The organism is Streptomyces sp. NPDC127129, from assembly GCF_042671585.1.
Classification (GTDB): Bacteria; Actinomycetota; Actinomycetes; order Streptomycetales; family Streptomycetaceae; genus Streptomyces.
Genome location: NZ_JBHXTV010000024.1, coordinates 98,499 through 123,796 on the forward strand (window position 1 = coordinate 98,499; position 25,298 = coordinate 123,796).

Here is a 25,298-nt window from a genome sequence, read left to right on the forward strand (position 1 = left end):
CTCCTGACCTGCGCGGGCGTACATCTCAGGCCGTACGTGACGGTCCCGTACTGCGACGGCAGTACGACCGAAGGCGTTCCCAGGTACGACGACGTGAACGCCCGGAAGAGAGATCGTTGTATGTATGAGCCCCCTCCTGCTGTCCGTGCTCCTGTCACTGGTCTCGGCGGTCGCCTACGCGGCCGCGGCGATCGTGCAGGAGCGGGTCGCGGCCTCCGCCGCAGGCCTCACGTACGCGCCGCTGCGCAGCCCGGCCTGGTGGGGGTCCGTGCTGCTCAACGGTCTCGGCGCGGTGCTGCACGTGGCCGCGCTCGCCTACGGTCCGCTCAGCCTGGTCCAGCCGTTGGGCGCCCTCACCATCGTCTTCGCGCTGCCCATGGCGGCGCTCTTCGTCGGACGGCGGGCGGGGCGCACGGCCTGGCGCGGCGCGCTGATGGCCACGGTGGGTCTGGCCGGGCTGCTCAGCCTGACGGGCGGCGCCGACACCCAGTCCCTGGCCGACGCCGAGCGCTGGCTGCTCGCCGCCGGGACCTTCGGCGTGGTGGGCGCGCTCTTCGCCCTCGCGCATCTGCTGGGCCGGCCGGTGCTGCGCAGCATCGTCCTGGCGGCAGCGGCGGGTGTCTCGTTCGGGATCGCCTCGGTCTTCACCAAGACCGTGGCGGTGGAGTGGACGTCGAGCGCGCCGCTCGCCCAGTGGCCCAGCGCGCTGGTCCTCTCGGCGCTCGCCGTGACCGGGCTGCTGCTCTCCCAGGCCTCGTACCGGGGTGCCGGGCTCGCGGCCCCGCTCGCGACGGTGACGGTGGTCAACCCGGTGGTGGCGGCGACGGTCGGTCTCACGCTGTTCGGCGAGACCTTCCGCTACGGCGCCGCCGGCACGGTCGCCGCGCTGATCTGCGGCGCCGTGGCGGCGCTCGGGATCGTCCAGCTCACCGTCGAGCGGCTGACGACGTCGTCCGACTCCCTGTCGGTGTCAGATCGACCGTCGCCCTGCGACCCGACGGCGGCGGATCGCCGGGGGGCGGTCCGGCAGGTGTCAGATCGAGACGCCGCGGGCGCGCAGGTAGGCGAGGGGATCGATGTCGGAGCCGTACCCGGGACCCGTCCGCACCTCGAAGTGCAGGTGCGGTCCCGAGCTGTTGCCGGTCGATCCTGAACGGGCGATGCGCTGCCCGCCGTTGACCCGCTGGCCCTCGCGCACGGCGAGCGCGGACAGGTGGGCGTACTGGCTGTAGCGGCCGTCGTCGTGCTTGATGACGATCTCGTAGCCGTACGCGCCGCCCCACCCGGCGGAGACGATCCGGCCGGGGGCGACGGCCTTGACGGAGGTGCCGGTCGGGACCGGGAAGTCGACGCCTGTGTGGTAGCCGCTGGACCAGGAGGAACCGGAGACGCGGTAGCGGGTGCCGATGGAGGCGGAGACGGGTGCCGAGAAGCTGTCGGCGCCGGTCGCGGGCCTGCTCGCGGGCTTGCCGGCCGGTTTGCTGACGGGCTTCGTCCTGGCCGGGGGCTTGGAAGCCGGTTTCGGGGCGGGCCTGGTGGTGGAGGCGGGCGCCTTGGTCGCGGGCGCCTGGGTCGCGGGCGTCTTGGTGGCCGGCGCCTGGGTCGCGGGCGCCTTCGCGGCCGGGGGCTTGGCGGTGGGCGGCTTCGTGGCCGGGGCCTTGCCCGTCGGGGGCTTCGCCGCCGGTCCGGGCTTCGCGGGCGCGGCGATCCGGAGGGTCAGCTTCTGGCCGGGGTGGATCAGGTCGGGATCGTCGCCGACCACCGTGCGGTTCGCCTCGTACAGCCGCTGCCAGCCACCCTTGACCCGCTCCTCGCGGGCGATGCGGGAGAGCGAGTCGCCGGGGGTGACCGTGTACATCTCGCGGACCGTCGGCACGGTCGTCGGCGTGGCGGGCGCGGGCGCGGCGGGGGCCTTCGCCTGCGCGGTCCGCTGCCGCGGGAGGGAGGCGGGCGTCACGGCCGTCTTCTCCGCGCCGAGTCCGGCGCGCGTGGAGCAGGTCGGCCAGGCTTCCGGGCCCTGTCCCTTCAGGACCTTCTCCGCGACGGCGATCTGCTGGTCCTTGGAGGCGAGGTCGGCGCGCGGCGCGTAGTGCGTGCCGCCGTAGCGCTCCCAGGTGGACTGGCTGAACTGGAGGCCGCCGAAGTAGCCGTTGCCGGTGTTGATGCGCCAGTTGGAGGAGGACTCACAGGCGGCGACCTTCTCCCAGACGTCGAGGGAGGCCGCCTGGGCCGTCCCGGCGCCGACCAGCGGGAGCGCCATGCCGACGCCGCTCGCCGTGACGGTGAGCGACGCGGCGTTGATCCGGCTCGGCTGCTGCCGGCGGTGTCGTCCCCGTAAGGCCATGGCCCCCCCTTGAACCCCTCGGCTGAACGCATCAGCAGTCGCCCACGGTAGGGGAAGGTCACAGGCCGTGACAAGGGCTCAGTGGCCGGCGGGCCCCGGTTCGGGCTGGGGCTCGGGACCCGGCACGGGGGCGGGGCCCGGCGGTTCCGGGACGGGGTTCGGCGGCGGCACGGGAGGCGGCTCGGGCACCGGGGCCGGCGGGGACGGCACCGGGCCGGGCGGCGGGATCGGCGACGGGGGCGCCGGTACGGGTGGCTGGGTCATGTCGGGCCTCTCGGTCGACGGGGCGGTACGGCCCCAGGCTCTCCTGGTGCGCATGCCCGCGCCCGCCGGGGCCATTCATCCGTGTCGGCGCACCGCCGTGGCCGCGGCGGCGAGACCGGGGCGAGGACTGGAGAGGACGGTCAGCGGGGTCGTGGTGCGCCCGGCGGCGTCGGCCATGGAGGCCTGGGCGAGGACGATCACGGGGTCGCCGGCCGTGGGGACCCCGTCCACGGCCGTCGCGACGGCGTCCAGATAGCCGTCGCGGTCACCGGCCAGGAACCGGTCCCACGCGCCGTCGACGACCAGGGTCGTGACGAAGGAGGTCCGCTCCCCCGACTCCTCCCGGAGCAGGTCGAGCGTGGGCGCGAGGGTGGACTCCACGGTCGCGACGACGACGATCCGTTCGGAGCGGACCGCCTCGGCCGCCATCGGCCGGTCGACCCGGAGCACGGGCACGCCGAGCGTCGCGGCGTGCCGCTCGGCGACCCCGCCGAGGGTCGAGCAGGTGCAGAGCACGGCGCCGGCGCCGTCCGCGACGGCCTCGGCGATGAGGTCGCGGACGGCGCCGGACACGGCGTCCGGCCCCTCGGCCCCGGCCCGTACGAGCAGCTCCTCGGCGACGAGGTGCCGCAGGCCGAGGCCGGGGTGATGGCGGTCGCGCAGCCCGTCGAAGACGGGGACGTGCGCCTCGGAGGTGTGCAGGAGGGCGAGCGTCACCACAGCTCGGGGGTGGCCTTGAGCTGTTCCTTGGCCGCGCGCACGACGTCCTCCGGGGGTACGGGGGCCTCGTCCGGGTGCTTCTCGGCCCACGCGGCGGCGTACGGGCAGAGGGGCACGACGGGGACGCCCTCGCGGTCGGCGATGGCGTAGAACTCCCGTACGAGGGAGCCGGCGATGCCCTTGCCCTCGTTGCCCTCCTCGACGACGGTGTGCACGGCCACGAGGGCGTGCGGCTCCGCGTCCAGGGTGAAGTAGACGACCACTCCGACGTAGCGGCCGTCCTCGAACGCCTCCAGGCGCCCCTTCTCCCTGTCGTCGCGGATCTCCCGTTCGGCCATGCGAATCGTCTCCCTCGGTTCGGGCGGTCAGGCGTGCGCGGCCACGGCGTGCGGGCTGCGCACGGTGTCGCCGCCGGGCACCGGCGCGGAGGCGTCGGCCCCGAGCTCGACGATCCGGTTGTCCGCGTCCACATGCACCACCCGCGGCACGAGAGCCCGTGCCTCGGCGTCCTCGACCTGGGCGTAGCTGATGAGAATCACCAGGTCCCCGGGGTGCACGAGATGCGCGGCGGCCCCGTTGATCCCGATCACCCCGGAGCCCCGCTCACCCTCGATGACGTACGTCTCGAGCCGGGCGCCGTTGTCGATGTCGACGATGTGGACGAGCTCCCCGGGCAGCAGATCGGCCGCCTCCATGAGCTCGGCGTCGACGGTGACGGAACCGACGTAGTGCAGGTCGGCCTGGGTCACGGTGGCGCGGTGGATCTTGGACTTGAACAGAGTGCGCAGCACTGTGGACTCCTCGAAGACGGCTCCCTGCCTGCTTTGTGCAGGTCAAGGGCGTTCTCGACCTTACACCGACACCCCCGTCCGATGTTTGTGAGGAACATCGCTCCGGTCAGGCTGGACGGCTTCCTACCTGGGCTTTCCCTTAGCACCGGCGCCTGTTGGGACGAAGGCCCCGGAACGCGTGGGGACTCATGCTGACCGAATGCTGACATACCTGGCGAGGCGTCAGGTCCTTGGGGCAGTGTCTTATGCGATGAGGCGAAGGATTCGCCTACGGCAGCAGATGGCTGCGGCGCGGCCGAGTAAAGCCAGGTGGTCGCGGGGGTGGCACTCGTAGCGGTGGCCTTCATGCTCATCGAGTCGATCGCGCAGCGGGACCAGTCCAGCCCACCGGGCACAGAAGCGGCCCCTTGCCGTCCAGTCCGCGCGGGCCTGCCGGATCCCCTCGCCCCTGCGGCGACGAAGTTCCACCACAACCCGCGCGGGCATCGCATCACCGCAGGTCAATCCCCCTTACTTCAGGCAGGGGTCAGCAAAAGGTCAGCATCGGCGCCCGAAGAGTCCGCAGACGTCCAGCCTGTGCGTGAGGGGGTGCGGTCATCCCTCGATCCCGGCCAAGGAGACCGGCTGGGCGCGTGCCGATCCAGGCTTGCCACCGGAGGACGACCCGGACCCGTACGCGCTCCGCCCAGCGGGCCTGACACAGCTCGGTAACATCCGGTCGAGCCCTCGCCGAGGACGACCCTGCCGGTGTCGTCCGACGCTATATTGCGAGGGTGGATTCCGGATGGCCGCGGCCGAGCCGACGTACTGCCGAACTGATGCGGGACGTCGCCGAATCCCTCCTGGCTTCGACGAGCGTGGCGGTCGACGGGGTCGTGGCCGCCGCCCACCGGGAGGCCGAGTATCGCGCCCTGTTGGACGACCCGCAGTTCGCGGCGGCCGACCGTCACATGGGTAAGGCATATTTCAGGCATTGGCTGTCGGCCACCCTGCAGGACCCCGGTATGCGGGTCGGGCCGTGTGTCGACCCCGAGGTTCTGCAGTTCGCTCGCGACCTGGTGCGACGCGGCCTGGACACGCACGACCTCGGTTCGTGGCGGGGCGCCCAGCACGGGGCGTGGGAGCTGTGGGTCGACGCCTGTTTCGCCGCGACCACTGTGATCGATGAGCTCCGTGACGTGATGAAGGTGTCCGAGCGGTCGATGGCGACCTTCGTCGACGACTCGATCGCGGCGCTCGACGAGTACACCGAGAAGGAACGTGCGGACCTCGCGCGGGGCGCCAGCGCCGAGCGGCACGCCACCGTCCAACTCTTGCTCGAAGGTGCGCCGATCGGTCGGGCGCTGGCCGAATCGCGGCTCGGGTACGCGCTGGCGGGCAGTCACCTCGCCGCGATCATCTGGAGCGACTCCGTCGACGAGGCCGCGGGTCTCGACGCGGCCGCCGAGGCGGTGATGAGGATGTGTGGAGCCTCGTGCCGGCTCACCCTGAACGCGAGCACGACCGCGCTGTGGGTGTGGGTTCCGGCGGACACGGTCCCGCCGGCCGAGACGGCGGTGGCCGCCCTGGCCGGCCACCCGGGAACCCATGTCGCGTTCGGACGTTGCGGGCGGGATGTCGACGGTTTCCGCCGGAGTCACCTGGACGCCTCCGCCGCGCAACGACTCCTGGCGCGCATGGGCTCGGCGCGCCCCGTCGTCCGGTACGAGGACGTCGCGCTGGTGTCGGTGCTCACGGCCGACATGGCGCAGGCCGATCAGTTCGTGACCGACACGCTGGGCGACCTCGCGACTGCCGACCCGGTGCTGCGGCAGACCGTGCTGACCTATGTCCGAGAGCGGTTCAACGGCTCCGCCGCCGCGGAGCGGATGTTCACGCACCGCAACACCATCGAGCGACGGCTGGCCCGCGCCGACCAACTGCTGCCGGTGCCGCTCGCCGACAACGCCGCGAGCGTGGTCGCAGCGCTCATGCTCGTGGAGTTGCGGCACTGAACCCCTCACGTCCGGCGGCGCCCGTGAGGGGCTCGGTCTCCTTCCGGGCCGGTCACAAGGGCAGATCCGGCGAGTCGACCCCGACGACCCGGTCTCCGCAGAACACCCGCACCGACTCCGCGGGCCCGTGGCCGCCGATGCCGGACGGGCCCCAGAAACTCTGGGCGGAGTCGTCGCCGAGATCGGCGAGCTTGGCGCCGTTGACCCGCACCTCGCCGGACACGATCCGGGCACCGACCGCGATCGCGCGGTCGGTGTCGGTGCCGAACACATAGGCGTCCAGGCCCGACGGGTGCGCGTTGGCGGCGCGCAGCGCGTCCTCGTCCGAGTCCACGCCGTGCAAGGAGACGACCGGCCCGAACAGCTCGGCGGTCGTGCGTTCCGGGTCGGACCCGGTGGCGAGCGTGGGAGACAGGAAGAAGCCCGCCAGGCCGGGCAGCTCCCCGGGCTGGTCGATCTCGGCACCGAGCCCGCGCAGACCCTCGATGCGCTGAAGCAGGTTCCGGTGATGCGGTTCGTTGGCGATGGGTCCGATGTCGGACTCCTCGTCGAGCGAGTGCCCGATCCGCAGCCGCGCGATGCGCTCCGCGAGGGCCTCCCGCAGGGGCTGCACCAGCCGGTGCGGTGCCAGGACCTTGCCCGGCCCCTCGCACCACTGGCCGTTCAGGTTCGTCATGCCGGTCAGGATGCCGTCGGCGGTCACGTCGAGGTCGGCGTCGTCGAGCACGAGCACGGGGTTGTTGCCACCGAGTTCGAGCTGGAGGACCTTGAAGTCCTCGGCGGCGGCGCGGGCGATGGCCCGCCCGGCGCCCGGGCCGCCGGTGAAGGACACCACCTTCACCCGGCGGTCGGCCGTGAGTGCGGCGCCGACGTCGCCCGTGCCGTGGACGAGCTGCAGCGCGCCCTCGGGCAGGCCGGCGTCAACGAAGCACTCGACGATCACCTGCGCGCTGGCGGGGGCGTGCTCGGACGGCTTGAGCAGCACCGGGCAGCCCGAAGCCACCGCGCTGGCGACCTTCGCCGCCGGGATGAAGCTGGGGCCGTTCCACGGTGTGAGGATGGCGGCGGGTCCCCAGGGCACCCGGTGCAGCCGGACGTCGCGCCCGCCGGCGGCGAGTGCGGTGACGCGGGGGATCCCACGGGCCTCGTCGGCGGCCCCCCGGATCCGGGCCGGGAGGAACGCGGCGAGCTTGCGGGTGGCGGTGATCGCCGTGCCGCTCGTGATCGCGTCGGTGCGGGCGATTTCCTCGAGCCGCTCCTCGACGTTCGCCGCGGCCCGTTCGAGCGCCTCGGCCCGCATGAGCCGGAAGTCGTCACCGGCCCAGTCCAGCGCATCGTAGGCGCGCTGCGCGTGCTGCAGCGCCCGCTCCAGGTCGGTGGGCGATGTGGTCACCGTGCGGTGGACCGGCTCGCCCGTGTTCGGGTCGACGTTCCACGCGTCGAGCTCTTGGCATCGCACCCACTCACTGGCGATGTAGCTCACCGGCTGCGCGAGAGACGTTGTCGGTGTCGTGGTCTTCATCGGGTCTCCTCCGCGGCGGGGTTGCCGGAACGTATCGGCATGGCGACGACGATGCGGGTCACCTCGCCGGACTTCATCGCCTCGAAGCCCTCGTTGATCCGGTCGAAGTCGATGACGTCGCTGACCATCTCGTCGAGCAGCAGCCGGCCCTGCTGGTACAGCCGGGCGAACTGGGCGATGTCCTCCCGCGCCTGTCCCGACCCCATGTACGAGCCGATCAGGCGCTTCTCGCCGAAGAAGAAGTCGGACGCGGGCAGGGTCAGCTCGGTGCCTTCGGGCGCGATGCCGACGAGGCAGGCCGTGCCGGTGGCGCGCACCACGTCGAGGGCGGTTGCCGCGGTGCGGGCGGACCCGACGGCCTCGAAGGAGTAGTCGACGCCGTCGCCCAGCAGGGCGCGCACCGCAGCGGCCACGTCGTCGACGCCGCCGTTCAGGGTGTGGGTCGCGCCGTAGCCGCGGGCGGCTCGCAGCCGCTGCTCATCGACGTCGATCGCGACGATCGCGGACGCGCCCGCGAGCCGCGCGCCCTGGATGATGGCCGAGCCGACGCCTCCGCAGCCGATCACGGCCACGGTGGAGCCGGGCCGCACCCGCGCCCCGCGGAACACGGCGCCGACGCCGGTGACGACGCAGCACGACAGCAGGCAGCCGACCCGGGTGGACACGCCGTCGGGCAGCTTCACGGCGGCGTTCGCGCGCAGCAGCATGTGCTCGGAGAACGCGCCCAGGTCGCCGAGTCGGGCGACCGCTGTCCCGTCGGGCAGGGTGTACGCGGGCCGCGGGCGGCGCCGGATCTCGTCGAGCCGCCGGCACTGTGTCGAACGGGCCGCGTTGCAGTTCGCGCACTGGCCGCACGACGGGGTGAGCGCGCCGGTGACGTGGTCGCCGGGACGCAGGTCCGTGACGGCCGAGCCGACGGATTCGACGACGCCCGCCACCTCGTGACCGACCACCACCGGCAGATCGGTCGAGACGGTGCCGGTGACGTAGTGCAGGTCGCTGTGGCACAGCCCGACGTGCGTGACGGCGATCCGCACCTCGTGCGGCTCGGGCTCGTCGACGTGGATGTCGGTCAGGTGCAGGGGTTCGCCCACCTTCGTGAGGACGGCCGCGCGGGTGGTGATCATTCGTTCTCTCCGGTCGTGGTGGCGGGCTTCTTCGCGTTCCAGAAGCCCGCGATGCCCGCGGTCAGCGCGCCGCTGTTCCACGACGCGTCGGCCGCGGCGTCCTCCAGCACGAAGGCGCGTTCGATCTCCTCGGACGAGGGGCGCAGCAGCGCGAGGTGCAGGGCGGTGTTGTTGCCGCCCTCCGGTGTCCAGGCGTGGACGAGGTCGATCGCGCGGTCCAGCAGGTCGTCCTGTTCGACGATCTGATCGATCAGACCGATCCGCAACGCTTCTTCGGCGCCGATGCGCTCCGAGCCCAGGACGATCCGCATCGCGTGATTGCGGACGATGCGGGTGAGGAGCACGCTGGACGCGTTCGAGATCGTGAGGCCGCGGGCGTTCTCCGGATGGAAGAACAAGGTCTGCGGCGTGCCCAGCCGCGCGTCGCAGCACAGCGTGATCTCCGAGGCGCCGCCCACCGCGATCCCGTTGATCGCCGCGACCACGGGGACCCGGGTCTCGATCACGGCGCGGGTGACGTCGTGGAAGCTCTCGAAGGTCTCGCGCATCTCGGCGAACGTGGTAGGCGGAGCGCTGAGGTCCTCGCCCGCGCTGAACGCGCGGCCCGTGCCCGTGATCACGATTCCCCGGGCCCGCTCACCGGTGCCGTGTTCGCGGATGAGCGCGGCGAGGCGCAGGCGCATTCCGACGGTGAGCGCGTTGAGCTTCGACGGGCGCCGCAGGGTGATCACGGCGACCTCGCGGATCACGTCGACGAGCACGTGTTCGGCCGCCATGTCCGACAGGGCCGCGTCCGACGGCGCCGCGGAGGTCGATGAGGTCCGGTCGCGCAGGTCGAAGGTGGTGCCGGGGACCTCGGTCGCCCGGGCCCTGAGCGCGGGCTTCGACACCCGCTCCGACGGGGTCCGGGGGAAGTCCGCGACGAATTCGACGTAGCGCGGCACTTTGAACCGCGCGAGCCGCTCCGCGACCCGGGCGATGATGGCCTCGGCCGTCGCCCGGCCGCCGGTGCCGCCCGCCGCGAGCTGGACGAATGCCTTGAGCTCCTCCCCGAGCACCTCGTCGGGCTCGGCGACGACCGCGGCCGCGACGACGCGGTCGTCGGTTTCGAGCGCTGCCTCCACCTCGGCGCTGGCGACGTTCTCGCCGCCGCGCCGCACCATGTCCTTGATGCGGCCCACCAGGCGGATCTCGCCCCCGTCGTCGGCGACCGCGAGATCACCGGTGTGCAGCCATCCGTCCCGTAGCGCCCGCGCGGTCTCCTCGGGACGGTTCCAGTAGCCGAGCATCATCGGCGCTCCGGACACGGTCAGTTCGCCGGGTGTGCCGGCGGGGACCTCGGCGCCGTCGGCGTCCACGATCCTGACGCGCTTGGTGGGCACGGGCCGCCCGATGCCGCCGCTCCCGACGACCGCGGGATCGGCGAGTGGGCTGATCAGGTCGATCCCGCTCTCGGTCATGCCGTACAGCTCTCGCCATGGTGCGCCCCAGCGGTCCTCCAGCTGGGCGTGCAGCGCCGCGGGGATCGCGGAGCAGAACACCGCGCGCAGGTGGTTGTCCCGGTCGTCGGCGGTGGGCGGCTGCTTGAACAGCAGGGTGGGCATCGCTCCGAGGACGTAGCAGAAGGTCACGCGGTGGCGCCGTACGTCGGCCATGAACCCCGACGCGGAGAACCGCGGGAGCACCACCAGTGGGGCGCCGGCGGTCAGGGCGAGGACCGTGTTCCACTGCGGGTCCATGTACGAGAAGGGCTGCGCCGTGAGCAGCACGTCGTCGTCGCCGAGGCCGGCGGCCGCGGCGCAGTCCCGAGCGATGCGGGTCCAGTAGTCGTGGGTCAGCATGCACGCCTTCGGGAATCCGGTGGTGCCCGAGGTGTACTGCAGGTTGGCCAGCGTGTCCGGGGTGATCGCGACATCCGGGGCGGTGGCCGGGAGGCCCGTGTCGGGGATGTCGGCGACGTCGACGACCTGGATGCCCGCGAGGGCGTCGTCGTCGGACACCACCTCGCGCACCAGCGGGAGGTGTTCGGTGTCGGTGACGATCACTCTCGCGCCGGAGTCGCAGAGCACGAATGCGAGGTCGGCCGCTCGGTACGCCGAGTTGACGGGCACGGTGACGGCGCCGGCCTTGAGCACCGCGAACCAGGTGAGCGGCCACTGCGGGACGTTCGGCAGCATGATCGCGACGCGGTCGCCCGGCGCCACTCCGTCGGCCTCAATGAGGCGGTGTGCCAGCCGCGACGACGATGCGTCGGCCTGCTCGTAGGTCCACGAGGCGTCGCCGAACCGCAGCAGCTCGGCGCCGGGAGTGCGGGCGGCGCCGTCCGCCAGCAGGCCGGTGACGGTACGTACCCGGGGCGTCTCTCCCATCAGGTCGAGGGCGACGGCGGGCCGCCCCGGTGTTCCGTCCCTGGGCGTGGTCACGGTTATCGGGTCAGCCGGCATGCTCCGGCCTCCTGTCGTTGTCTCGATTCGTCGACGATCCAGGCCATGGCCGGGTCGTCCCGTTCCATCCACTCGGGGTGCCACTGCACCCCGAGGATCGGCGCGCCGGGCGCCTCCACGGCCTCCGCCACCCCGTCGGGCGTGCGGCCCGTGACGACGAGCCCCGCGCCGCACCGGTCGACGGCCTGGTGGTGCCACGAGTTGGTGACGGCGCTGTCGCCGAAGAGCCGCGCGGCCGTCGAGCCGGGCTCGAAGGTCACGAGGTGCTCGGCGTCGCCGTCGGTGGGCGCGGCCAGCGGCGACAAGTGCGGCACGGGGTCGGGCGGCAGGTCCGCGATGAGCGTTCCGCCCAGCGCCACGTTGAGCAGCTGCATCCCTCGGCACACCCCCAGCACGGGGATGCCGCGGTCGATGGCGGCGCGAGTCAGGGTGAACTCGTAGTCGTCGCGTTCCGGATCGTGCGCATGGGGATCGAGCCGAGGGTCGACGTCGCGGACCACGGAGGTGTCGCCGCCCCACCGGGCCGGGTGCACGTCCTGCCCGCCGGTGATCACCACCCCGGACACCCACTCGCAGACGTCCAGCGGATCGGCGTCGTAGGGCAGGAACACGGGAACCCCGCCGGCCTGCGCCACCCGCGTCGCGAAGGCGGACATGAACGAGTCCACGCACGCCGTGGCGTGACGGTCGTCCGTTCCGGCGATCAGGCCCAGCTGGAACCGGCGGCCGGTGATACCGACCAGTGGCTTGCCGCTCACGGGAACTCGAAGTAGCGACGGGTCTCCCACGCGGAGAGCTCGGCGTACGGGTCACCACCCTTGGTGTGGAACTCCATCCATTCCCACCGGCGCGACGCCACCCAGAAGTCGACGAACTCCTCGCCCAGGTACTCGCGAAGGATCTCGTCGCCTTCCAGCGCGGCGATGGCCTTCGTGATCGTGTCCGGGATCCGCTCGACCCCGCTGTCGTCCGGCAGGCTCCACGCCATGTCGTCGACCTGCCGCGGTGCCGGCATCCGCCGTTCGATGCCGGCCACGACCCCGGCCAGCACACCGGCCAGCGCGTAGTACGGGTTGACGTCCGAGCCGGGAAGCCGGTACTCGAGCCGCGAGTACGTGGGGTGTCCGACGATGGCCCGCACCGCCGCGGTCTTGTTGTTGACGCCCCAGCTGATGGTGGTCGGTGGGCCGCTGATGTCGACCAGGCGCCGGTACGAGGTGATCTGCGGCAGCGCCAGCAGGGTGTTTCCCGCCATCGTGGCCATCAGCCCACCGACGGCCTGCAGCATCACCTCGGACGGTCCTTCGGGTGCGAAGAACTGGTTCTCGCCGTCCCGGTGCAGCGACAGGTTGATGTGCGCGCCCTGCCCGAATCCGGCGGTCGGCTTGGCCATGAAGGTCACCGACCGGTCCTGCTCGAACGCGACTTCGCGCATCACCTGCTTGGTGCGCACCCAGGCGTCCCCGAGCGACACCGGATCGCTGGGCGCGAGGTTCAACTCGGTCTGGCCGGGGGCGGCTTCGTCGGTCCACGCCTCCCAGGTGATGCCGAGCTCGTCGAGCCGGTCGGTGACCGCGTCCATGTAGTCGACCCAGTCCTTCGACCTCGCCAGGTGGTACGTGGCGCCGGTGTCTCCGCCGAGCGGGGTGAGATCGCTGTACCCACGGGCCCGCGCCTCCTGGACGGACTCCGCGAACAGCGTCGTTTCGATCTCCACCGCGACCTTGGCGGTGTAGCCGAGGGCTTGGAGGCGCTCGACCAGCCTGCGCACCATGTTCCGCGGACAGATCGGCACCGGCCGCCCGTCCCGTAGCCAGTAGTCACCGATGACGGCTTCGAGGCCGGGCTTCCACTGCACCAGCGTGGCCATGTCGGGGATCATCGAGATGTCGTAGAGGTTGCCGCGCCAGTCCGGGAACGCGTCGCCGTACACGAACGCGTTACCCAGGTCGATCGCGAACAGGATGTCGGCGAAGGCGAAGCCCGACTCCTTGCCGGACGCGAACTTCGCCGGCGTGATGGTCTTCCCCAGGAAGCTCCCGTCGTGGCCGGTGGCCTCCAAGCGGATGGCTCTCGTGGGCGCTGTCCGAGCGGACCTGGTGGATGCCGACCGGGTGAGTTCAGACATCGAATCGAACCTTCCACGAGGCAGCCGTCATGACCGACAACTGCGAGAGCGTCCCCTGGACCCGCAGGCCGGACTCCAGGGAGGTGAGCAGGTAGTCGGCGCCGGTGAACACGCCTGCCAGCGCCTCGGGCGTGCCGACCATGCGGTACGTGCTGGGGCCCGCACCGAATCTGGCCTCCTGGGGGCCCTCCGGTTCCCTCGCCACCGCGACGAGGACGTCGGGGATGCCGCGGATGCCGCGGGTCACGTCCCAGAAGTGCTCGGCGGCCTCGCGCCACGGAGGCAACGGGGGCCGTAGGGCGCGGAGCATCCCGCCGGCCAGTTCCGCGTCACCGTCCGGGTCCTTCGTGGACGCGAAACGGGATTCGAGGTCGACGACCAGCGTGGCGTCGGCCGGCGCGAAGACGCCGCCGGTCACGGTGACGGCGCCGCCGTGCAGCGTGACGGTGGCGGCCTGCGGGGTGTTGTGCGAGCGGACGGCGACCGTCCCTGTGCCTCGGCCGAGTACCTCGGGGGCGTGACCGGTCCGGACCGCGTCGCACAGGGTCCGGCCGAGCAGCCGGACGACGGGCGTGGCATCGTCGTCGATCTCTATCCGGACCGGCGCACGCTGAGCCACGAGACTCTTCGGGACCGTAGGGGTTTCCGTCACTCTCATGCCTTTCGATGACGTGTGTGGTGCTGTGGGGCTGTGGGAGCGGCGGTCATTCCAGGGCGGCGTAGATGTCCGGTCGGCGCCGGTACAGCAGCGCCGCCCACACGAGGCCGCCGACGAACGCCGCGATGATGACCGCGAGGAAGACGTTCGCTCCGGTGCTCGACCCGATCAGGAGCTCGAAGTTGCCGATGACGAGCACGAGGATCGATCCGAGCGCGCCGAGCGCCAGGGCGGGGGCGACGGTGCCCGTCCATGCGGTCGCCGTGCGGACCCTGCGGAAGTGCACGACGACCGCCGCGGAGGTCAGAGCGAGCAGCACGATGAGCCCGAGGGTCCCGGCACCGCCGAACCAGGCGTAGACCTCGACGACCGGATCGAGGCCGGCGATCGCCGTGGCCGCGAGCAGGGGGCCGATCAGTCCGGAGGTCAGCAGCGAGGCCACGTGCGGCGACCGGTGCGCGGGGTGCACGGAACCGAGCGAGACCGGGAGCGCGCCCTGGCGGCCGAGGGCGAAGAGGTAGCGGGCCACCACGTTGTGCGCGGTGAGCACGCAGGCGAAGAAGCTGGTGACGAGGAGAACCTGCATGACGTCGTGGGCGGCTTGAGACAGATAGCGGGTGGCGAGCCCGGGTGCGAGTCCTTCGGGGTCGCGCGCCGCGAGATCGGCGGCATGCGCGATGCCGAGGCCGTTGATCATGGCCCAGGACGAGAAGGCGTAGATCACGGCGATCAGGACGACCGCGACGTAGGTGGCCCTCGGGATGGTCCGGTCGGGGTCCTCGGCCTCGGCCCGGAACACGGCGGTGGCCTCGAAGCCGACGAACCCGAAGACGGCGAACATGATCCCGGTGCCGGTGGCGCCGCTGGTGAACGCGTCCCAGGTCAGCGGGTCCGCGGAGAGACCGTGGTCGCCGCCGCGCAGCACGATGGCGAGGTCGACGAGGGCGACGATCCCGACCTCCGCGATGAGCAGCGCGCCGAGTACTCGCGCGCTGACCTCGACGTTGCGGTATCCCAGGTACGCGATGGCCGCGAGCCCGGCGCCCGCGAGGCACCACCATGGCACCGAGACGCCGAAGAAGGTCCCGATCACATTGCGCGCGGCGGCCCCGAGGTACGCCGAGACGGCGACGATGAGAAGTGCGTACGTGACCAGGGCGAGCATGGCGGCCCCCAGCCCGGTGCCGGTGCCGAGGCCGCGTTGGACGTAAGAGTAGAAGGCACCCGCGTTGCGCACCTCAGGGGTCATCGCCGAGTACCCGATCGTGAACAGGACGAGCACGACTCCGACGATCGCGAAGTCGACCGGCGTTCCGATCCCGTTCCCCGAACCGAGCATCAACGGGATGAGTCCGGCGAACACCGTCAGCGGCGCGGCCATCGCCACGACCATGAAGACGATGTGCGGAACGCCCAGTGTCCGGTCCAGGCCGGTGGTGAGCTCTTGCGCCCGCCCTTCGCGCTGCTGACTCATGACGACTGCTCCCTTCAGTGGTGCTCTCCGTGCCGGCGTCTCCGACGCGGCAGCTTCCGACGGCGAGATCCCGCGCCCTCGCGCCGAGGAGTCCCGGTGACACCGAGATCGTCGGCCTGCGCGGCGGATACGCCATGCACTGGCGCAACCCCCTACGGGACGGGGGACGAGCAACGTTCGCGTCGCGAACCGGCGACCGACACCGATCGCGCTCTGGTCGCAGCGGCGGGACGAGGCCGCCGTACCGCTTCGAGCGGCCGCACCGGTGGCAGGTCGGCTTCCCGGCGAGGTGAGTCTTGACGGGGTATTCAGCCCCAGCGCGCCCAGAAGCGCGAGGACCCGGTCCTGGCCTGGTCCGACCCCCTGTCCGCCGCCTTCGGTGATCACGCCGTCGGCGACGTCGAGGTTCATCGTGGCGGCCGCCGACACGGTCACCGGCTTCGATCACCACGACCGGCCGGTCGGCCTGCGCCGACCGCCGCGCCGCGGTCAACCCGGAGGCGCCGCGCCGATGACGACGACGTCCGTGGCGCGCGGCGCGGTCATGCCGATGCCCTTTCGAGGTGTCCGACGACGTGGTCGGCGACCAGGGGCGCGAGCGCGTTGGGCAGGTGGTGCCCCATTCCGGGAATCACCACGTGCCGCGCGTCCGGAATCGCGGCCACAGTGGCGTCGCCCCCGGACGGTGCGACGATGAGGTCGCGATCGCCGTTGATCACCAGGGTGGGGGCCGTGATGCGGGCGATCTCCGCCGTCCGGTCGCCCGAGGCATGGATGGCCTGGACCTGCCGGGCGGTCCCCGCCGCACCGTCGCCGGCCGTGCGGTTCCACGTCTGAACGGCGTGGCCTGTTTCTTCGGCCTCGTCGATCGGGAAGCCGGTGCCTGCGAGATGCGCCGTCATGCGAAGGTGCGCCCGCACGGCCTGCATCCGGTTCCGCGGCGGCGGGGCGGCGAGCAACGCCATGGTCGACGCGGCCGGCTGCCCGACCTTCGGATGGCCCGTGGTGGAGTACAAAGAGGTGAGCGACGTAGCGAGTTCGGGGTATCGCGCCGCGACGGTCTGCGCGATCATCCCGCCCATCGAGCGCCCGACGAGGTGCACCGGCCCCAGACCGAGATGCTCGATCAGCTGCGCGGCATCGGCCGCCATGTCGGCCAGCGTGTACGCGTCGCGGCGGGGCCGGGCGAGCAGTTGCCGGAGTGTGCTGGGTGGTGGAGTGGTCGCGTAGGTGGAGCGCCCGCAGTCGCGGTTGTCCATGCGGATCACCTGAAAACCTGTCGCGGCGAGAGCGGAGACGAACCGCTCGGACCACATCGTCAAGTCCTCGGCGAGGCCGGCGACGAGCAGGATCGGCGGGGCGCCGGACTCGCCCTCGGTTCGGTAGCAGACACGCGTGCCGCCCGGAAGGGTGACGAAGCGGTCCTCGGTGTCGTCAGGCACGGAGCGCCTTCTGTGCTGTCGAGTTCGAGCTTTCGTCGGTGGTGGATCCGAACTGCAGCGCGTCATCCAGCAGGGGGCCCCGCAGCAACTTGGCGTCCTGGGGGTACGACATCGACATCTGCCACATGCCCGTGCCCTGCTTCGGGGTGGTCTCGCGGACCCGTTGCGCGTAACCCGCGCTGAGGTCCATGACCGGCCGCGTCTCCATGGCGGGATCGGCCTCGACGACGACGCTGTCGTAGCCGAAGGCGTCCATGTGCTCGACCAATTGACAGAAGTAGCGACACAGGATGCCGATCTTGAGCGTCCACGACGAGGTCGTGTAGCCGATGGCGATGGCGAGGTTGGGGATCCCCGAGAGCAGGGTGCCGCGGTAGACGACGCAGTCGGCGAGGTTCACCGACGCACCGTCGACCGCCAGCTCGATGCCGCCGAGCAGGCGCACGTTGAGGCCGGTCGCGGTGACGATCACGTCGGCGTCGAGGTGCCCGCCCGAATCGAGTTGGATTCCCGACTCGGTGAAACGCGTGATCCGATCGGTGACGATCGAGGCGTTGCCGTCGCGCAGGACGGCGAAGAAGTCGCCGTCGGGGGAAAGGCACAGGCGCTGATCCCACGGGTCGTAGGGCGGGTTGAAGTGGGTGTCCACGTCGTAGCCCTTGGGCAGCAGCTGCTTGTTGACGCGCCGGATGAGCGCACGGCCCAGGCGTGGGAACGTGCGGAGGGACTTGACCACGCCTCGATCGATCCAGATGTTGTTGAACCGGGTCATCGCGTAGCCACGGCGTTCGCCGAAGAGCCGGGTGAGCAGGAGCGCGAGGGAGTCGACCTTGGGCCAGGGCATCACGTAGGTGGGGGTGCGCTGGAGCATGGTCACGTGGGCGGCGGCGCCCTCGCCGGTCAGCATTGACGGGATCAGCGTCACGGCGGTAGCGCCGCTTCCGATCACGACGACCTTCTTGCCCGCGTAGTCGTAGCCCTCGGGCCAGTGTTGCGGGTGAATGATGTCGCCGGCGAAGTCCTCCCGGCCCTCGAAATGCGGGGTATGGCCCTCGTCGTAGCTGTAGTAGCCGGTGCCGGCGAAGATCCAGTTGGCGGTGACACGCTTGTCGCCGTCGGCAGTGTGCACGTCGATCGTCCAGCGCGCGTCGGCGCTCGACCATTCCGCGCGCTGCACGCTGTGCCCGAGGCGGATGAGCCCGCCCAGATCGTTCTCCTCGATCGTCTCGCGCAGGTAGTTCAGGATCTTGGGGGCTTCCGCGATGGCGGCGCGGTCCCTCCAGGGCTTGAACTCATAGCCGAAGGTGTGCAGGTCGGAATCGGACCGGATGCCGGGATACTTGAAGAGGTCCCAGGTGCCGCCGATGTTGTCGCGCCCTTCGAACACGACGACGCGTTTGCCGGGGAACGCCTCGACGAAGTACCGCGCGGCGCCGATGCCGGAGATGCCGGCACCGATGATGACGATGTCGAATTCCTCGGGCTGGTGCTTCGATGTGTTCATCGCGCCGCCTTTCCGCCTTTGCGTGGTGATCACGTCGGTGTGTGATTCCACGGTGCCCGCCACGGCGGCTGCGGCTCTACACCGCAATGCCCCGTCCTGTGTGACGGTGTGGTGCACAGTGCACTGCTCACGCCATTGCGCTGCCGCTCAAGTGACGTCGCAGTGGTGCAGTGTGTTGCGGCGGTCGCGACACCTGGTTGCACGTCGACGTAGCGGGCGTCCTCGCGAGCAATCCATTGTGGAAGCCGCACCAGATCACGGTCACGCTCAGGGAGGCGCTGCGATGCGCGACGTACTGTTCGCCGCAGGCAGAGAGCCTCGCCTGCTCTGTCACCGAACCGGCGGAGGACTGTCGGGCACGGCGACCGCACTCCGGCTCGCGAAGCACGGCGTCGATGCTGACCTGCTGGAATCGAGCAGAGGACTGGGCCAGCCCCGAGGAGTTCCACGCGGCCTCAGCCCGCACCGGGGGTGCGCCCCCGCACGAAATCGTCGAAGCCATCGTCACTCCGAGCACGACGGTCACCGCGTGCCGCGGCGTGGTCGGCGGCGCACGCCAGGGCCACCCCATGGCCCTGTTGGCAAACGGAACGGGCCGACCTGAACTTCTGCGGCACATCCGCATCGACTGAAGGAGCGCGCGGAATGAAGGAACTGATCTTCCTGCTGGCCGATGCCTGGATGATCTTCACCGGGTTCTTCTACGGGTGGAAGTTCATCCGGCGCTATGGCAATTACCTGCTGGGCCTGGAATGGATGGTCGTCGGCACGTCCGGCACGAACTTCCTGTTCTGGGCTCTACTCGGGGGCGACGAGGACAGTCCCCTGTACTTCCTCGCGTACTTCTTCGACGCGTTCTCGCGCTCGGTGGGCATCACGCTGATCGTCGTGATGGGTCTCATGCGCGTGACGCACCATTACAAGCCGTCCCTGACGGCCGATGTCGGGGTGTTCGCGCTGGCCGGGGCAGCTGGACTCTACCTCCAGCAGTTCCATCACGAGTTCCACGCGGGCGCGGCGTCCTTCTACGTCGTCGTGAACGCCCTCACGGCGGTCTTCCTCGCCTACTTCGTGTGGCGCCTCTGGGCAATCGGCGCCAAGGGCTGGGCCTCCGCCGCCGCGGCGGCCGTCACGGCCGGCCTGGTCGTCACCGTCACGTACGACTTCTTCCCGATTCCGTACGACGACGCACACCGCACGACCTTCTACACCCTGGCCCTCGCCACATGGGGGACCCAGATGTTCGTGTTCTTCCACGCGTACCGCGCTCTCCACGACCGCGACGCAACGGCAGGAATCGGGCTCATGGCGCACGAGCGCAGCGTCGCTCGGTCCTGAGGAATCGGGCAGACCGGAATCCGATACAGAAAGGAGAAGCGCATCATGAAGACCGACCACGTCGAGTACAGCTCGTTCAGCGGCTGGATCGATCCACCGGCTGATGTCCTTCCACCGCTCGCCGAGGACCTCACCTGTGAGGTCGCGGTCATCGGAGGCGGTCTGGGAGGCATGGCGACCGCACTGCGTCTGGCCGACCGCGGCCAGGACGTCGTGCTGCTCGAGGCCGAGTTCTGTGGTCACGGTTCGAGCTCCCGCAACGCCGGCCAGTTGGCCAGCGCGCCCGGTGGGAACATCCAGCTGCTGAACCTGCTGTTCCGCAAGAAGATGCCCGCCTTGGCACGCTTCACCGGGCATGCCACGCAACACGTCGAAGACCTGATCAGAAGGTTCGACATCGACTGCGACTACGAGGTCACCGGCAATGCCTTCGCCGCGGTGTCGCGGTGGCAGATGGGTCGTGTACGACGCGCTGCCAAGATCCTGCGAAGGGCCGGCACCAAGGTCCAGCTCGGCACGAGCGAGGAGCTCGGTATTCCTCGAGGGTTCGTCGGCGGCATGCGGGAGGTCGAGGGCGGGATCCTGAACCCGGGCGCGTTCACGCGAGGAGTGCGCCAGGGCGTCCTGGCCTCATCCGCCCGAGTCTTCGAGCAGACCAAGGTGACCGACGTCAGCCGCACCGAAGGTCGGGTCGTCACCACGACACCGCAGGGACAGGTGCGCGCGGACAAGGCGGTGCTCGCGACCAACGCCTTCTCGGGGGAATGGGGCAGCACGCCCAAGCACCTCGCGGTGCCTCTGTGGGTGATCGAGGTGGAGACGGAGCCGATCGCTCCCGAGCGCTCGAGGGCCCGGGAATGGACCAGCCGGTCCGGACTCATCACCCAGCACAACATCATGGAGAACCCCTCTCCCGACGTCACAGAAGACCCCGGACCCGGCGCTCGTCGAGGAACTCGCGGGTGCGTTCGCGACGCGCTTTCCGAGCCTGGCCGACGTGGCCGTGGCACGGGCCTGGGGAGGGTGGATCGCGATCACGTCGTCGTGGCTGCCGATCGGCGGCAACGTGTTCTGCTCGATCGCGTGCAACGGCCAGGGTTTGGCCCAGGCACCCTGCATCGGAACTCTCATCGCCGACCTGATCGTCGACGGGAAGCGACCTGAAGACCTCGACTTCCTGTGGGCGGATAAGCCCGAGTTCCCCCGCCCCACGATGATGAGCCGGCTAGGACTGCGCACGGTCTGAACCGTCGACCGCTTCAGCGACCTGATCAACGGGAGCCGACGGAACGCCCGCAAAGGCTCATTGCCGGTGGCCTGACCCAAATCGCGTGCAGGCGGGCAGCACCTTAAAGACAAGGTCGCCCAGAGCCTGGGTCGGCTGATCACCCGCGAAAACGATTCGAGTTTGATTAAGGCCCTCGGCCCGCCAAGCCGTCAGCGCCTCGGAAGCCGCCGTGCAGATACGGCGCCGCAAGAACGGATAGGGCCCTGGCCGGCCCAGCTCATGATTTCGACTCCCTTCACTGACCTCTTCGGGGTGGACCATCCGATCGTCTGCGGCGGCATGACGGGTGTGGGCACCGCCGAACTCATCGCCGCGGTGGCCGAGGCGGGCGCCCTCGGGTTCCTGACCGCGCTCACCCAGCCCACCCCGGAGGCGCTGGCCCGGGAGATCGCCCGGTGCAAGGAGATGACCGACAAGCCGTTCGGCGTCAACCTGACCATCCTGCCCACCCTCAAGCCGGTGCCCTACGCGGAATACCGCGCGGCCATCATCGAGAGCGGGGTGACGGTGGTCGAAACGGCCGGCAGCAACCCGGCGGAGCACGTGGCCGCGTTCAAGAGCGCGGGCGTCAGGGTGATCCACAAGGCGGTCGCCGTGCGCCACGCGCTCAAGGCGCAGCGCCTCGGTGTGGACGCGGTCAGCATCGACGGCTTCGAGTGCGCGGGGCACCCGGGCGAGGAGGACATCCCCGGACTCGTCCTCGTGCCCGCCGCCGTACGCCGGCTGGACATCCCGGTCATCGCCAGCGGCGGCTTCGCGACCGGCAGCGGCCTCGCCGCGGCCCTCTCCCTGGGGGCCTGCGCCATCAACATGGGCACCCGGTTCGTCGCCAGCACGGAAGCTCCCGTGCACCCCAACGTCAAGGCGCAGATCGTCGCCAACGACGAGCGTGCCACCCAGCTGGTCTTCAGGGAGTTCGGCAACACCGGTCGGGTCGCCCGGAACGCGATATCCGAGGAGATCGTCACCCGCTCGCGGCGCCCCGGAGCGGTCTTCGAGGACGTAGCCGAGCTGGCCTCGGGCGTCCGCGGCCGCACCCGGGTACTCCAGGAGGGCCACATGGACGACGGCCTGTGGTGGGCCGGCCAGGCCCAGGGACTCATCGAGTCCGTCGCCACCTGTGACGAGATCGTCAGCGGCATCGTGGGCGACGCGGAGAAGATCATCGGCCGGCTCGCCGAGCTCCGCGGCTGAGACGACCCGAGAGACAGAAGCAACAGGCTTACGGAAAACAGGAGTACGCGATCATGACCTGGACCACCCTCGACCACCACGTCGACGACGGCGTCCTCACAGTCACCCTCGACCGGCCGGACCACCTCAACGCCTTCACGCCGACGATGGCCGGGGAACTGGAGCGGACGTTCACCGAGGTCAACGACAACGACGACGTGCGGGCGATCATCGTCACCGGGGCGGGCGGCAAGGCCTTCTGCGCCGGCATGGACCTCAGCGCGGACGGCAACGTCTTCGGGCTCGACGAGTCGCGCACGCCCACGCTCGCCGACATGGCGGATCTGAGCAGCCCCGACATCAGCCGGGTCCGGGACACGGGAGGCAGGGTCACCCTGGCGATCCGATCCTGCCGCAAGCCGGTGATCGCGGCGATCAACGGCGTCGCGGTCGGGATCGGCGCGACCATGGCGCTGGCCATGGACGCCCGTCTGATGTCCACTGACGCGCGGTTCGGCCTCGTCTTCGGCCGCCTGGGCATCACGCCCGAGGCCGTCTCGACGTGGTTCCTCCCCCGCCTGGTCGGCATACCCAGGGCGCTGGACCTGCTGTACTCCGCCGAGATCCTCGACGCGGAGGCCGCCGTGGACGCGGGCCTCGCGACGGAGCTCCACGCCCCGGACGAGCTTCTGAAGCGGGCGCGCGAGCTGGCGGACCGCTGGACGCTGGGCCGGTCACCCGTGTCGACCGCGCTCATCCGTCAGATGACGTACCGTCACACGGCCCTGGAAGATCCCGAGGACGCTCACCGGCTCGAATCCCTCGCCATGTTCTACACGAGCATCGACGACGGCGCCAAGGGAGTGGCGGCCTTCCGCGAGAAGCGCTCCCCCGACTTCAGCAGCCGGGCCTCGGCCATGCCGCCGTTCTACGACGAATGGACCGCATCCTGCTGACCGTACGCCGGTGAGGGGGCGGGGCCTCGTCCCGCGCGGTTCCGCTCCACGCTTCCCCGAGAGTGCACCGTATCGACGGAGTGGTCACCGACGACGGCTCGCCTCCGACGCGATCCCGTCCGTCGGAGGCCGGCGCGGCATCCGGCCCCTCGGGGGAAGGAGGGCCGGCGGGCTCATCCTGGCAGGCGATGAACGGGGGGACGGGACACCCCGAAGGCAGCGAGCGACCAGACCTCGCCCCACCAGCACCGTTAACCGACTGAATCGATCGACCCAGTCGGTACAATCACCAAATGGCTCATGTTCCCGCGGCCGAGCGCCGTCCCCAGTTGATCAACGCGGCCATCACCCTCATGGCACGGGAGGGTATCGCCGCAGGCAGCACGCGTGCCATCGCCGCAGAGCTCGGCGTCGCCCAGACCACGGTCCATTACACCTTCGGTACGAAGGAGGACTTGTACCGGGCGGTCATGGAGCAGCTCACCAGCAACCTGGTCGCGCAGGTCGAGGGGGCGGCGCCGGAGGGTGCAGGATTCGAGGAAACGATCGCTGCACTGGCCGTCGCCCTCTGGCGCACCGTGGAGGAGGACGCGAGCGGCTACCGGCTGCTCACCGAACTGGCCATGCACGCCCTACGCACCCCTGGACTGGGCGAGGCGCGCGCGGCCTACTACCGGCAGGTCAACGAAGTGACAGAACGCATCGTGACCGAGGCGGCCTCCCGCACCGGATTCGCGCTCGCCCAACCCGCGGACCTGCTCGCCCGCTTCTTCCTCTCCGGATTCGACGGCTTGACGATGCAGCGCCTCTACATGCCGGACAAGCCGACTGTGGAAGTCGACCTCGGTGCCCTGGTCGCCGCAACCCTTGCACTGGCCGACGGCAGGCTGGACCCCACGCCCAGATGACGCACGACGGTCCGCCGGGACCCGCTGTTTTCCGCGTCTCGCCGGGAGCGCCGATGAGGATCACCCGCTTCGGCGTCATCCCGGCTCGACGGATGGGCCGCTGCTCGACCGCGGTCGAAAACCCCACCCACCATTCGATGTCTACGAGGGCCCAGGATGCGGCCCGCTCCGGCCGACCGATTCGCGTTCCTGCGCTCGGCTAGAATGCGATACGTGTCCCATGTCACCCCTTCCTCACACCGTGTCTGAGGCGCGCCGGTCGCGGCGACGCACTGCCGTCCCTACGACTGAGCAGAGGCCGCTTCATGCGCCGGCGCGGCCGAACGCTCAGCTGCAGCGGCGAGGGGTCGAAAGGGTCAACGCGATACTCGACGCCGCCGAGCAGATCCTCGCGGCCGACGGCTATGAGGCGGCGACGCTCAAGGCTGCGGGAGAACGTGCCGGCATCCCCGTCGCCTCGGTCTACCACTACTTCTCCGACCGCCATCAGGTCGACGCCGAGCTCATGCGCCGCCACGTCGAGAAGCTCGAAACCCTGGTCTCCGGAGTCTTCCGCGACGACAGCCCGCCGGCCACCCTGGACAGTGCCGTGGGCGCGGTCGTCGATCTCCTGCTGGCCTATTTCCGCGAGCACCCCAGCTGTGTCGAGTTGTGGTTCACCCGTCGCAGCGATGCCCTCGCCGAGCTGGTGCGGGCGTTCGATGAGGCTATGGCCGAACAGCTCTGGCACTTCGCGCGGGATCGGGGTCTCCTGCGCCCCGACACCCCGCTGCTGGTGATGCAGCTGGCCTTCGAGGCCGGTAATCGGCTCTTCGACGTCGCCTTCCGCGTCGCTCCAGTGACCGGCGACGATGCCGTGCTCGCGGAGCACCGCCGCCTCCTCACTTCTTACCTGCGGACGTACGCGCCGGATCCGTCGGCATGACGGGCCGACGGGCCCGGGCCGGGTCACCGGCCACGAGCTCGTCCCGCCCGTGGAGTTGGTGACCCGATTCTTCCTCGCGGGCTTCGACGGGCTGACGCCGCAGCACCTGTACTCGCCGGACGAGTCCTCCGACCTGGCCGGACTGGGGGTCCGCTGCTGCTCGCGACGCTGGCTTTGGACGGCGGGCGCCGGGAGTCCCTGAGGGCGCCCACGCAGAGACGGCGGCTTGCGCCGGCGGCGGGCCGGACGACATCAAGGGGGCCACCCGATTCTCGGATCGGGTGGCCCCCTTGATGTC

The 25,298-nt window shown here is 70.7% G+C and carries 21 protein-coding genes and 3 pseudogenes; 10 read left to right on the forward strand and 14 right to left on the reverse strand.

Annotation, left to right across the window (positions count from 1 at the left end; all coding sequences use genetic code 11):
- Positions 1-124: 124 nt before the first annotated feature.
- Entirely contained in the window at positions 125-1,153 is a 1,029-nt protein-coding gene (locus ACFVGW_RS34045) for a DMT family transporter (protein ID WP_385854688.1), read from the forward strand.
- Here ACFVGW_RS34045 and ACFVGW_RS34050 read toward each other — a convergent pair.
- From ACFVGW_RS34050 to panD, 4 genes are all read right to left on the reverse strand, one after another.
- The gene (locus ACFVGW_RS34050; protein ID WP_385854689.1) at positions 1,034-2,344 is read right to left on the reverse strand and encodes a transglycosylase family protein; all 1,311 of its coding nucleotides are present in this window, start codon (positions 2,342-2,344) and stop codon (positions 1,034-1,036) included. The genes ACFVGW_RS34045 and ACFVGW_RS34050 overlap by 120 nt on opposite strands.
- A gap of 339 nt (positions 2,345-2,683) precedes the next feature.
- Positions 2,684-3,325, reverse strand: a complete 642-nt coding sequence (locus ACFVGW_RS34055) for an arylsulfatase (RefSeq protein WP_385854708.1) — start codon at positions 3,323-3,325, stop codon at positions 2,684-2,686.
- Positions 3,322-3,666 carry a GNAT family N-acetyltransferase gene (locus ACFVGW_RS34060; RefSeq protein ID WP_352189425.1) on the reverse strand — a complete coding sequence of 115 codons (345 nt, stop codon included), beginning with the start codon at positions 3,664-3,666 and terminating at the stop codon, positions 3,322-3,324. Before ACFVGW_RS34060 ends, ACFVGW_RS34055 begins: the two co-directional genes overlap by 4 nt.
- 27 nt (positions 3,667-3,693) lie before the next feature.
- The gene (gene panD, locus ACFVGW_RS34065) at positions 3,694-4,119 is read right to left on the reverse strand and encodes an aspartate 1-decarboxylase (RefSeq protein ID WP_385854690.1); all 426 of its coding nucleotides are present in this window, start codon (positions 4,117-4,119) and stop codon (positions 3,694-3,696) included.
- An 818-nt stretch (positions 4,120-4,937) separates the two neighbouring features.
- Between panD and ACFVGW_RS34070 the strand changes: the two genes are divergently transcribed.
- Positions 4,938-6,113, forward strand: a complete 1,176-nt coding sequence (locus tag ACFVGW_RS34070; protein ID WP_385854691.1) for a helix-turn-helix domain-containing protein — start codon at positions 4,938-4,940, stop codon at positions 6,111-6,113.
- A gap of 52 nt (positions 6,114-6,165) precedes the next feature.
- On the opposite strand, the gene ACFVGW_RS34075 is transcribed toward ACFVGW_RS34070, so the two are convergent.
- The 10 genes and pseudogenes from ACFVGW_RS34075 to ACFVGW_RS34120 form a co-directional block, all read right to left on the reverse strand.
- Positions 6,166-7,635 (reverse strand): aldehyde dehydrogenase family protein, encoded by a 1,470-nt coding sequence (locus ACFVGW_RS34075; protein ID WP_385854692.1) that lies wholly within the window; start codon positions 7,633-7,635, stop codon positions 6,166-6,168.
- On the reverse strand, positions 7,632-8,762 hold the full coding sequence (locus tag ACFVGW_RS34080) for a Zn-dependent alcohol dehydrogenase (RefSeq protein WP_385854693.1): 1,131 nt from the start codon (positions 8,760-8,762) through the stop codon (positions 7,632-7,634). Before ACFVGW_RS34080 ends, ACFVGW_RS34075 begins: the two co-directional genes overlap by 4 nt.
- A complete protein-coding gene (locus ACFVGW_RS34085; RefSeq protein WP_385854694.1) occupies positions 8,759-11,185 on the reverse strand; it encodes an AMP-binding protein in 2,427 nt (808 codons plus the stop codon). The genes ACFVGW_RS34080 and ACFVGW_RS34085 overlap by 4 nt, the downstream gene beginning before the upstream one ends.
- A gap of 2 nt (positions 11,186-11,187) precedes the next feature.
- Positions 11,188-11,964: a gamma-glutamyl-gamma-aminobutyrate hydrolase family protein gene (locus ACFVGW_RS34090; protein WP_385854695.1), complete on the reverse strand. Its 777-nt coding sequence runs from the start codon at positions 11,962-11,964 to the stop codon at positions 11,188-11,190.
- Positions 11,961-13,268, reverse strand: a complete 1,308-nt coding sequence (locus ACFVGW_RS34095; protein WP_385854696.1) for a glutamine synthetase family protein — start codon at positions 13,266-13,268, stop codon at positions 11,961-11,963. Before ACFVGW_RS34095 ends, ACFVGW_RS34090 begins: the two co-directional genes overlap by 4 nt.
- 58 nt (positions 13,269-13,326) lie before the next feature.
- A complete protein-coding gene (locus ACFVGW_RS34100; protein ID WP_385854697.1) occupies positions 13,327-13,953 on the reverse strand; it encodes a hypothetical protein in 627 nt (208 codons plus the stop codon).
- An 85-nt stretch (positions 13,954-14,038) separates the two neighbouring features.
- Positions 14,039-15,466 carry an APC family permease gene (locus ACFVGW_RS34105; RefSeq protein ID WP_385854698.1) on the reverse strand — a complete coding sequence of 476 codons (1,428 nt, stop codon included), beginning with the start codon at positions 15,464-15,466 and terminating at the stop codon, positions 14,039-14,041.
- Between the two features lie 409 nt (positions 15,467-15,875).
- A pseudogene (locus tag ACFVGW_RS34110) lies at positions 15,876-15,959 on the reverse strand (FAD-dependent oxidoreductase); the annotation flags it as partial.
- A gap of 49 nt (positions 15,960-16,008) precedes the next feature.
- Positions 16,009-16,908 (reverse strand): alpha/beta fold hydrolase, encoded by a 900-nt coding sequence (locus ACFVGW_RS34115; RefSeq protein WP_385854699.1) that lies wholly within the window; start codon positions 16,906-16,908, stop codon positions 16,009-16,011.
- Positions 16,901-18,412, reverse strand: coding sequence for a flavin-containing monooxygenase (locus ACFVGW_RS34120; protein WP_385854709.1), 1,512 nt, complete (start codon positions 18,410-18,412; stop codon positions 16,901-16,903). The genes ACFVGW_RS34115 and ACFVGW_RS34120 overlap by 8 nt, the downstream gene beginning before the upstream one ends.
- 645 nt (positions 18,413-19,057) lie before the next feature.
- Between ACFVGW_RS34120 and ACFVGW_RS34125 the strand changes: the two genes are divergently transcribed.
- The 8 genes and pseudogenes from ACFVGW_RS34125 (at position 19,058) to ACFVGW_RS34160 (ending at position 25,202) form a co-directional block, all read left to right on the forward strand.
- Positions 19,058-19,750 carry a transporter gene (locus ACFVGW_RS34125; protein WP_385854700.1) on the forward strand — a complete coding sequence of 231 codons (693 nt, stop codon included), beginning with the start codon at positions 19,058-19,060 and terminating at the stop codon, positions 19,748-19,750.
- 171 nt (positions 19,751-19,921) lie between these two features.
- Positions 19,922-20,494, forward strand: a pseudogene (locus ACFVGW_RS34130) (NAD(P)/FAD-dependent oxidoreductase); the annotation flags it as partial.
- A 235-nt stretch (positions 20,495-20,729) separates the two neighbouring features.
- Positions 20,730-20,996: pseudogene (locus tag ACFVGW_RS34135) on the forward strand (FAD-dependent oxidoreductase); the annotation flags it as partial.
- Positions 20,997-21,257: 261 nt separating this feature from the next.
- Positions 21,258-22,232, forward strand: coding sequence for a nitronate monooxygenase family protein (locus ACFVGW_RS34140; RefSeq protein WP_026058451.1), 975 nt, complete (start codon positions 21,258-21,260; stop codon positions 22,230-22,232).
- A 53-nt stretch (positions 22,233-22,285) separates the two neighbouring features.
- Entirely contained in the window at positions 22,286-23,167 is an 882-nt protein-coding gene (locus ACFVGW_RS34145) for a crotonase/enoyl-CoA hydratase family protein (RefSeq protein ID WP_385854701.1), read from the forward strand.
- Positions 23,168-23,460: 293 nt separating this feature from the next.
- Positions 23,461-24,075: a TetR/AcrR family transcriptional regulator gene (locus tag ACFVGW_RS34150; protein WP_385854702.1), complete on the forward strand. Its 615-nt coding sequence runs from the start codon at positions 23,461-23,463 to the stop codon at positions 24,073-24,075.
- Between the two features lie 241 nt (positions 24,076-24,316).
- Positions 24,317-25,000, forward strand: a complete 684-nt coding sequence (locus ACFVGW_RS34155) for a TetR/AcrR family transcriptional regulator (RefSeq protein ID WP_385854703.1) — start codon at positions 24,317-24,319, stop codon at positions 24,998-25,000.
- A gap of 58 nt (positions 25,001-25,058) precedes the next feature.
- The gene (locus tag ACFVGW_RS34160; RefSeq protein WP_385854704.1) at positions 25,059-25,202 is read left to right on the forward strand and encodes a hypothetical protein; all 144 of its coding nucleotides are present in this window, start codon (positions 25,059-25,061) and stop codon (positions 25,200-25,202) included.
- The last annotated feature ends 96 nt before the right edge of the window (positions 25,203-25,298 follow it).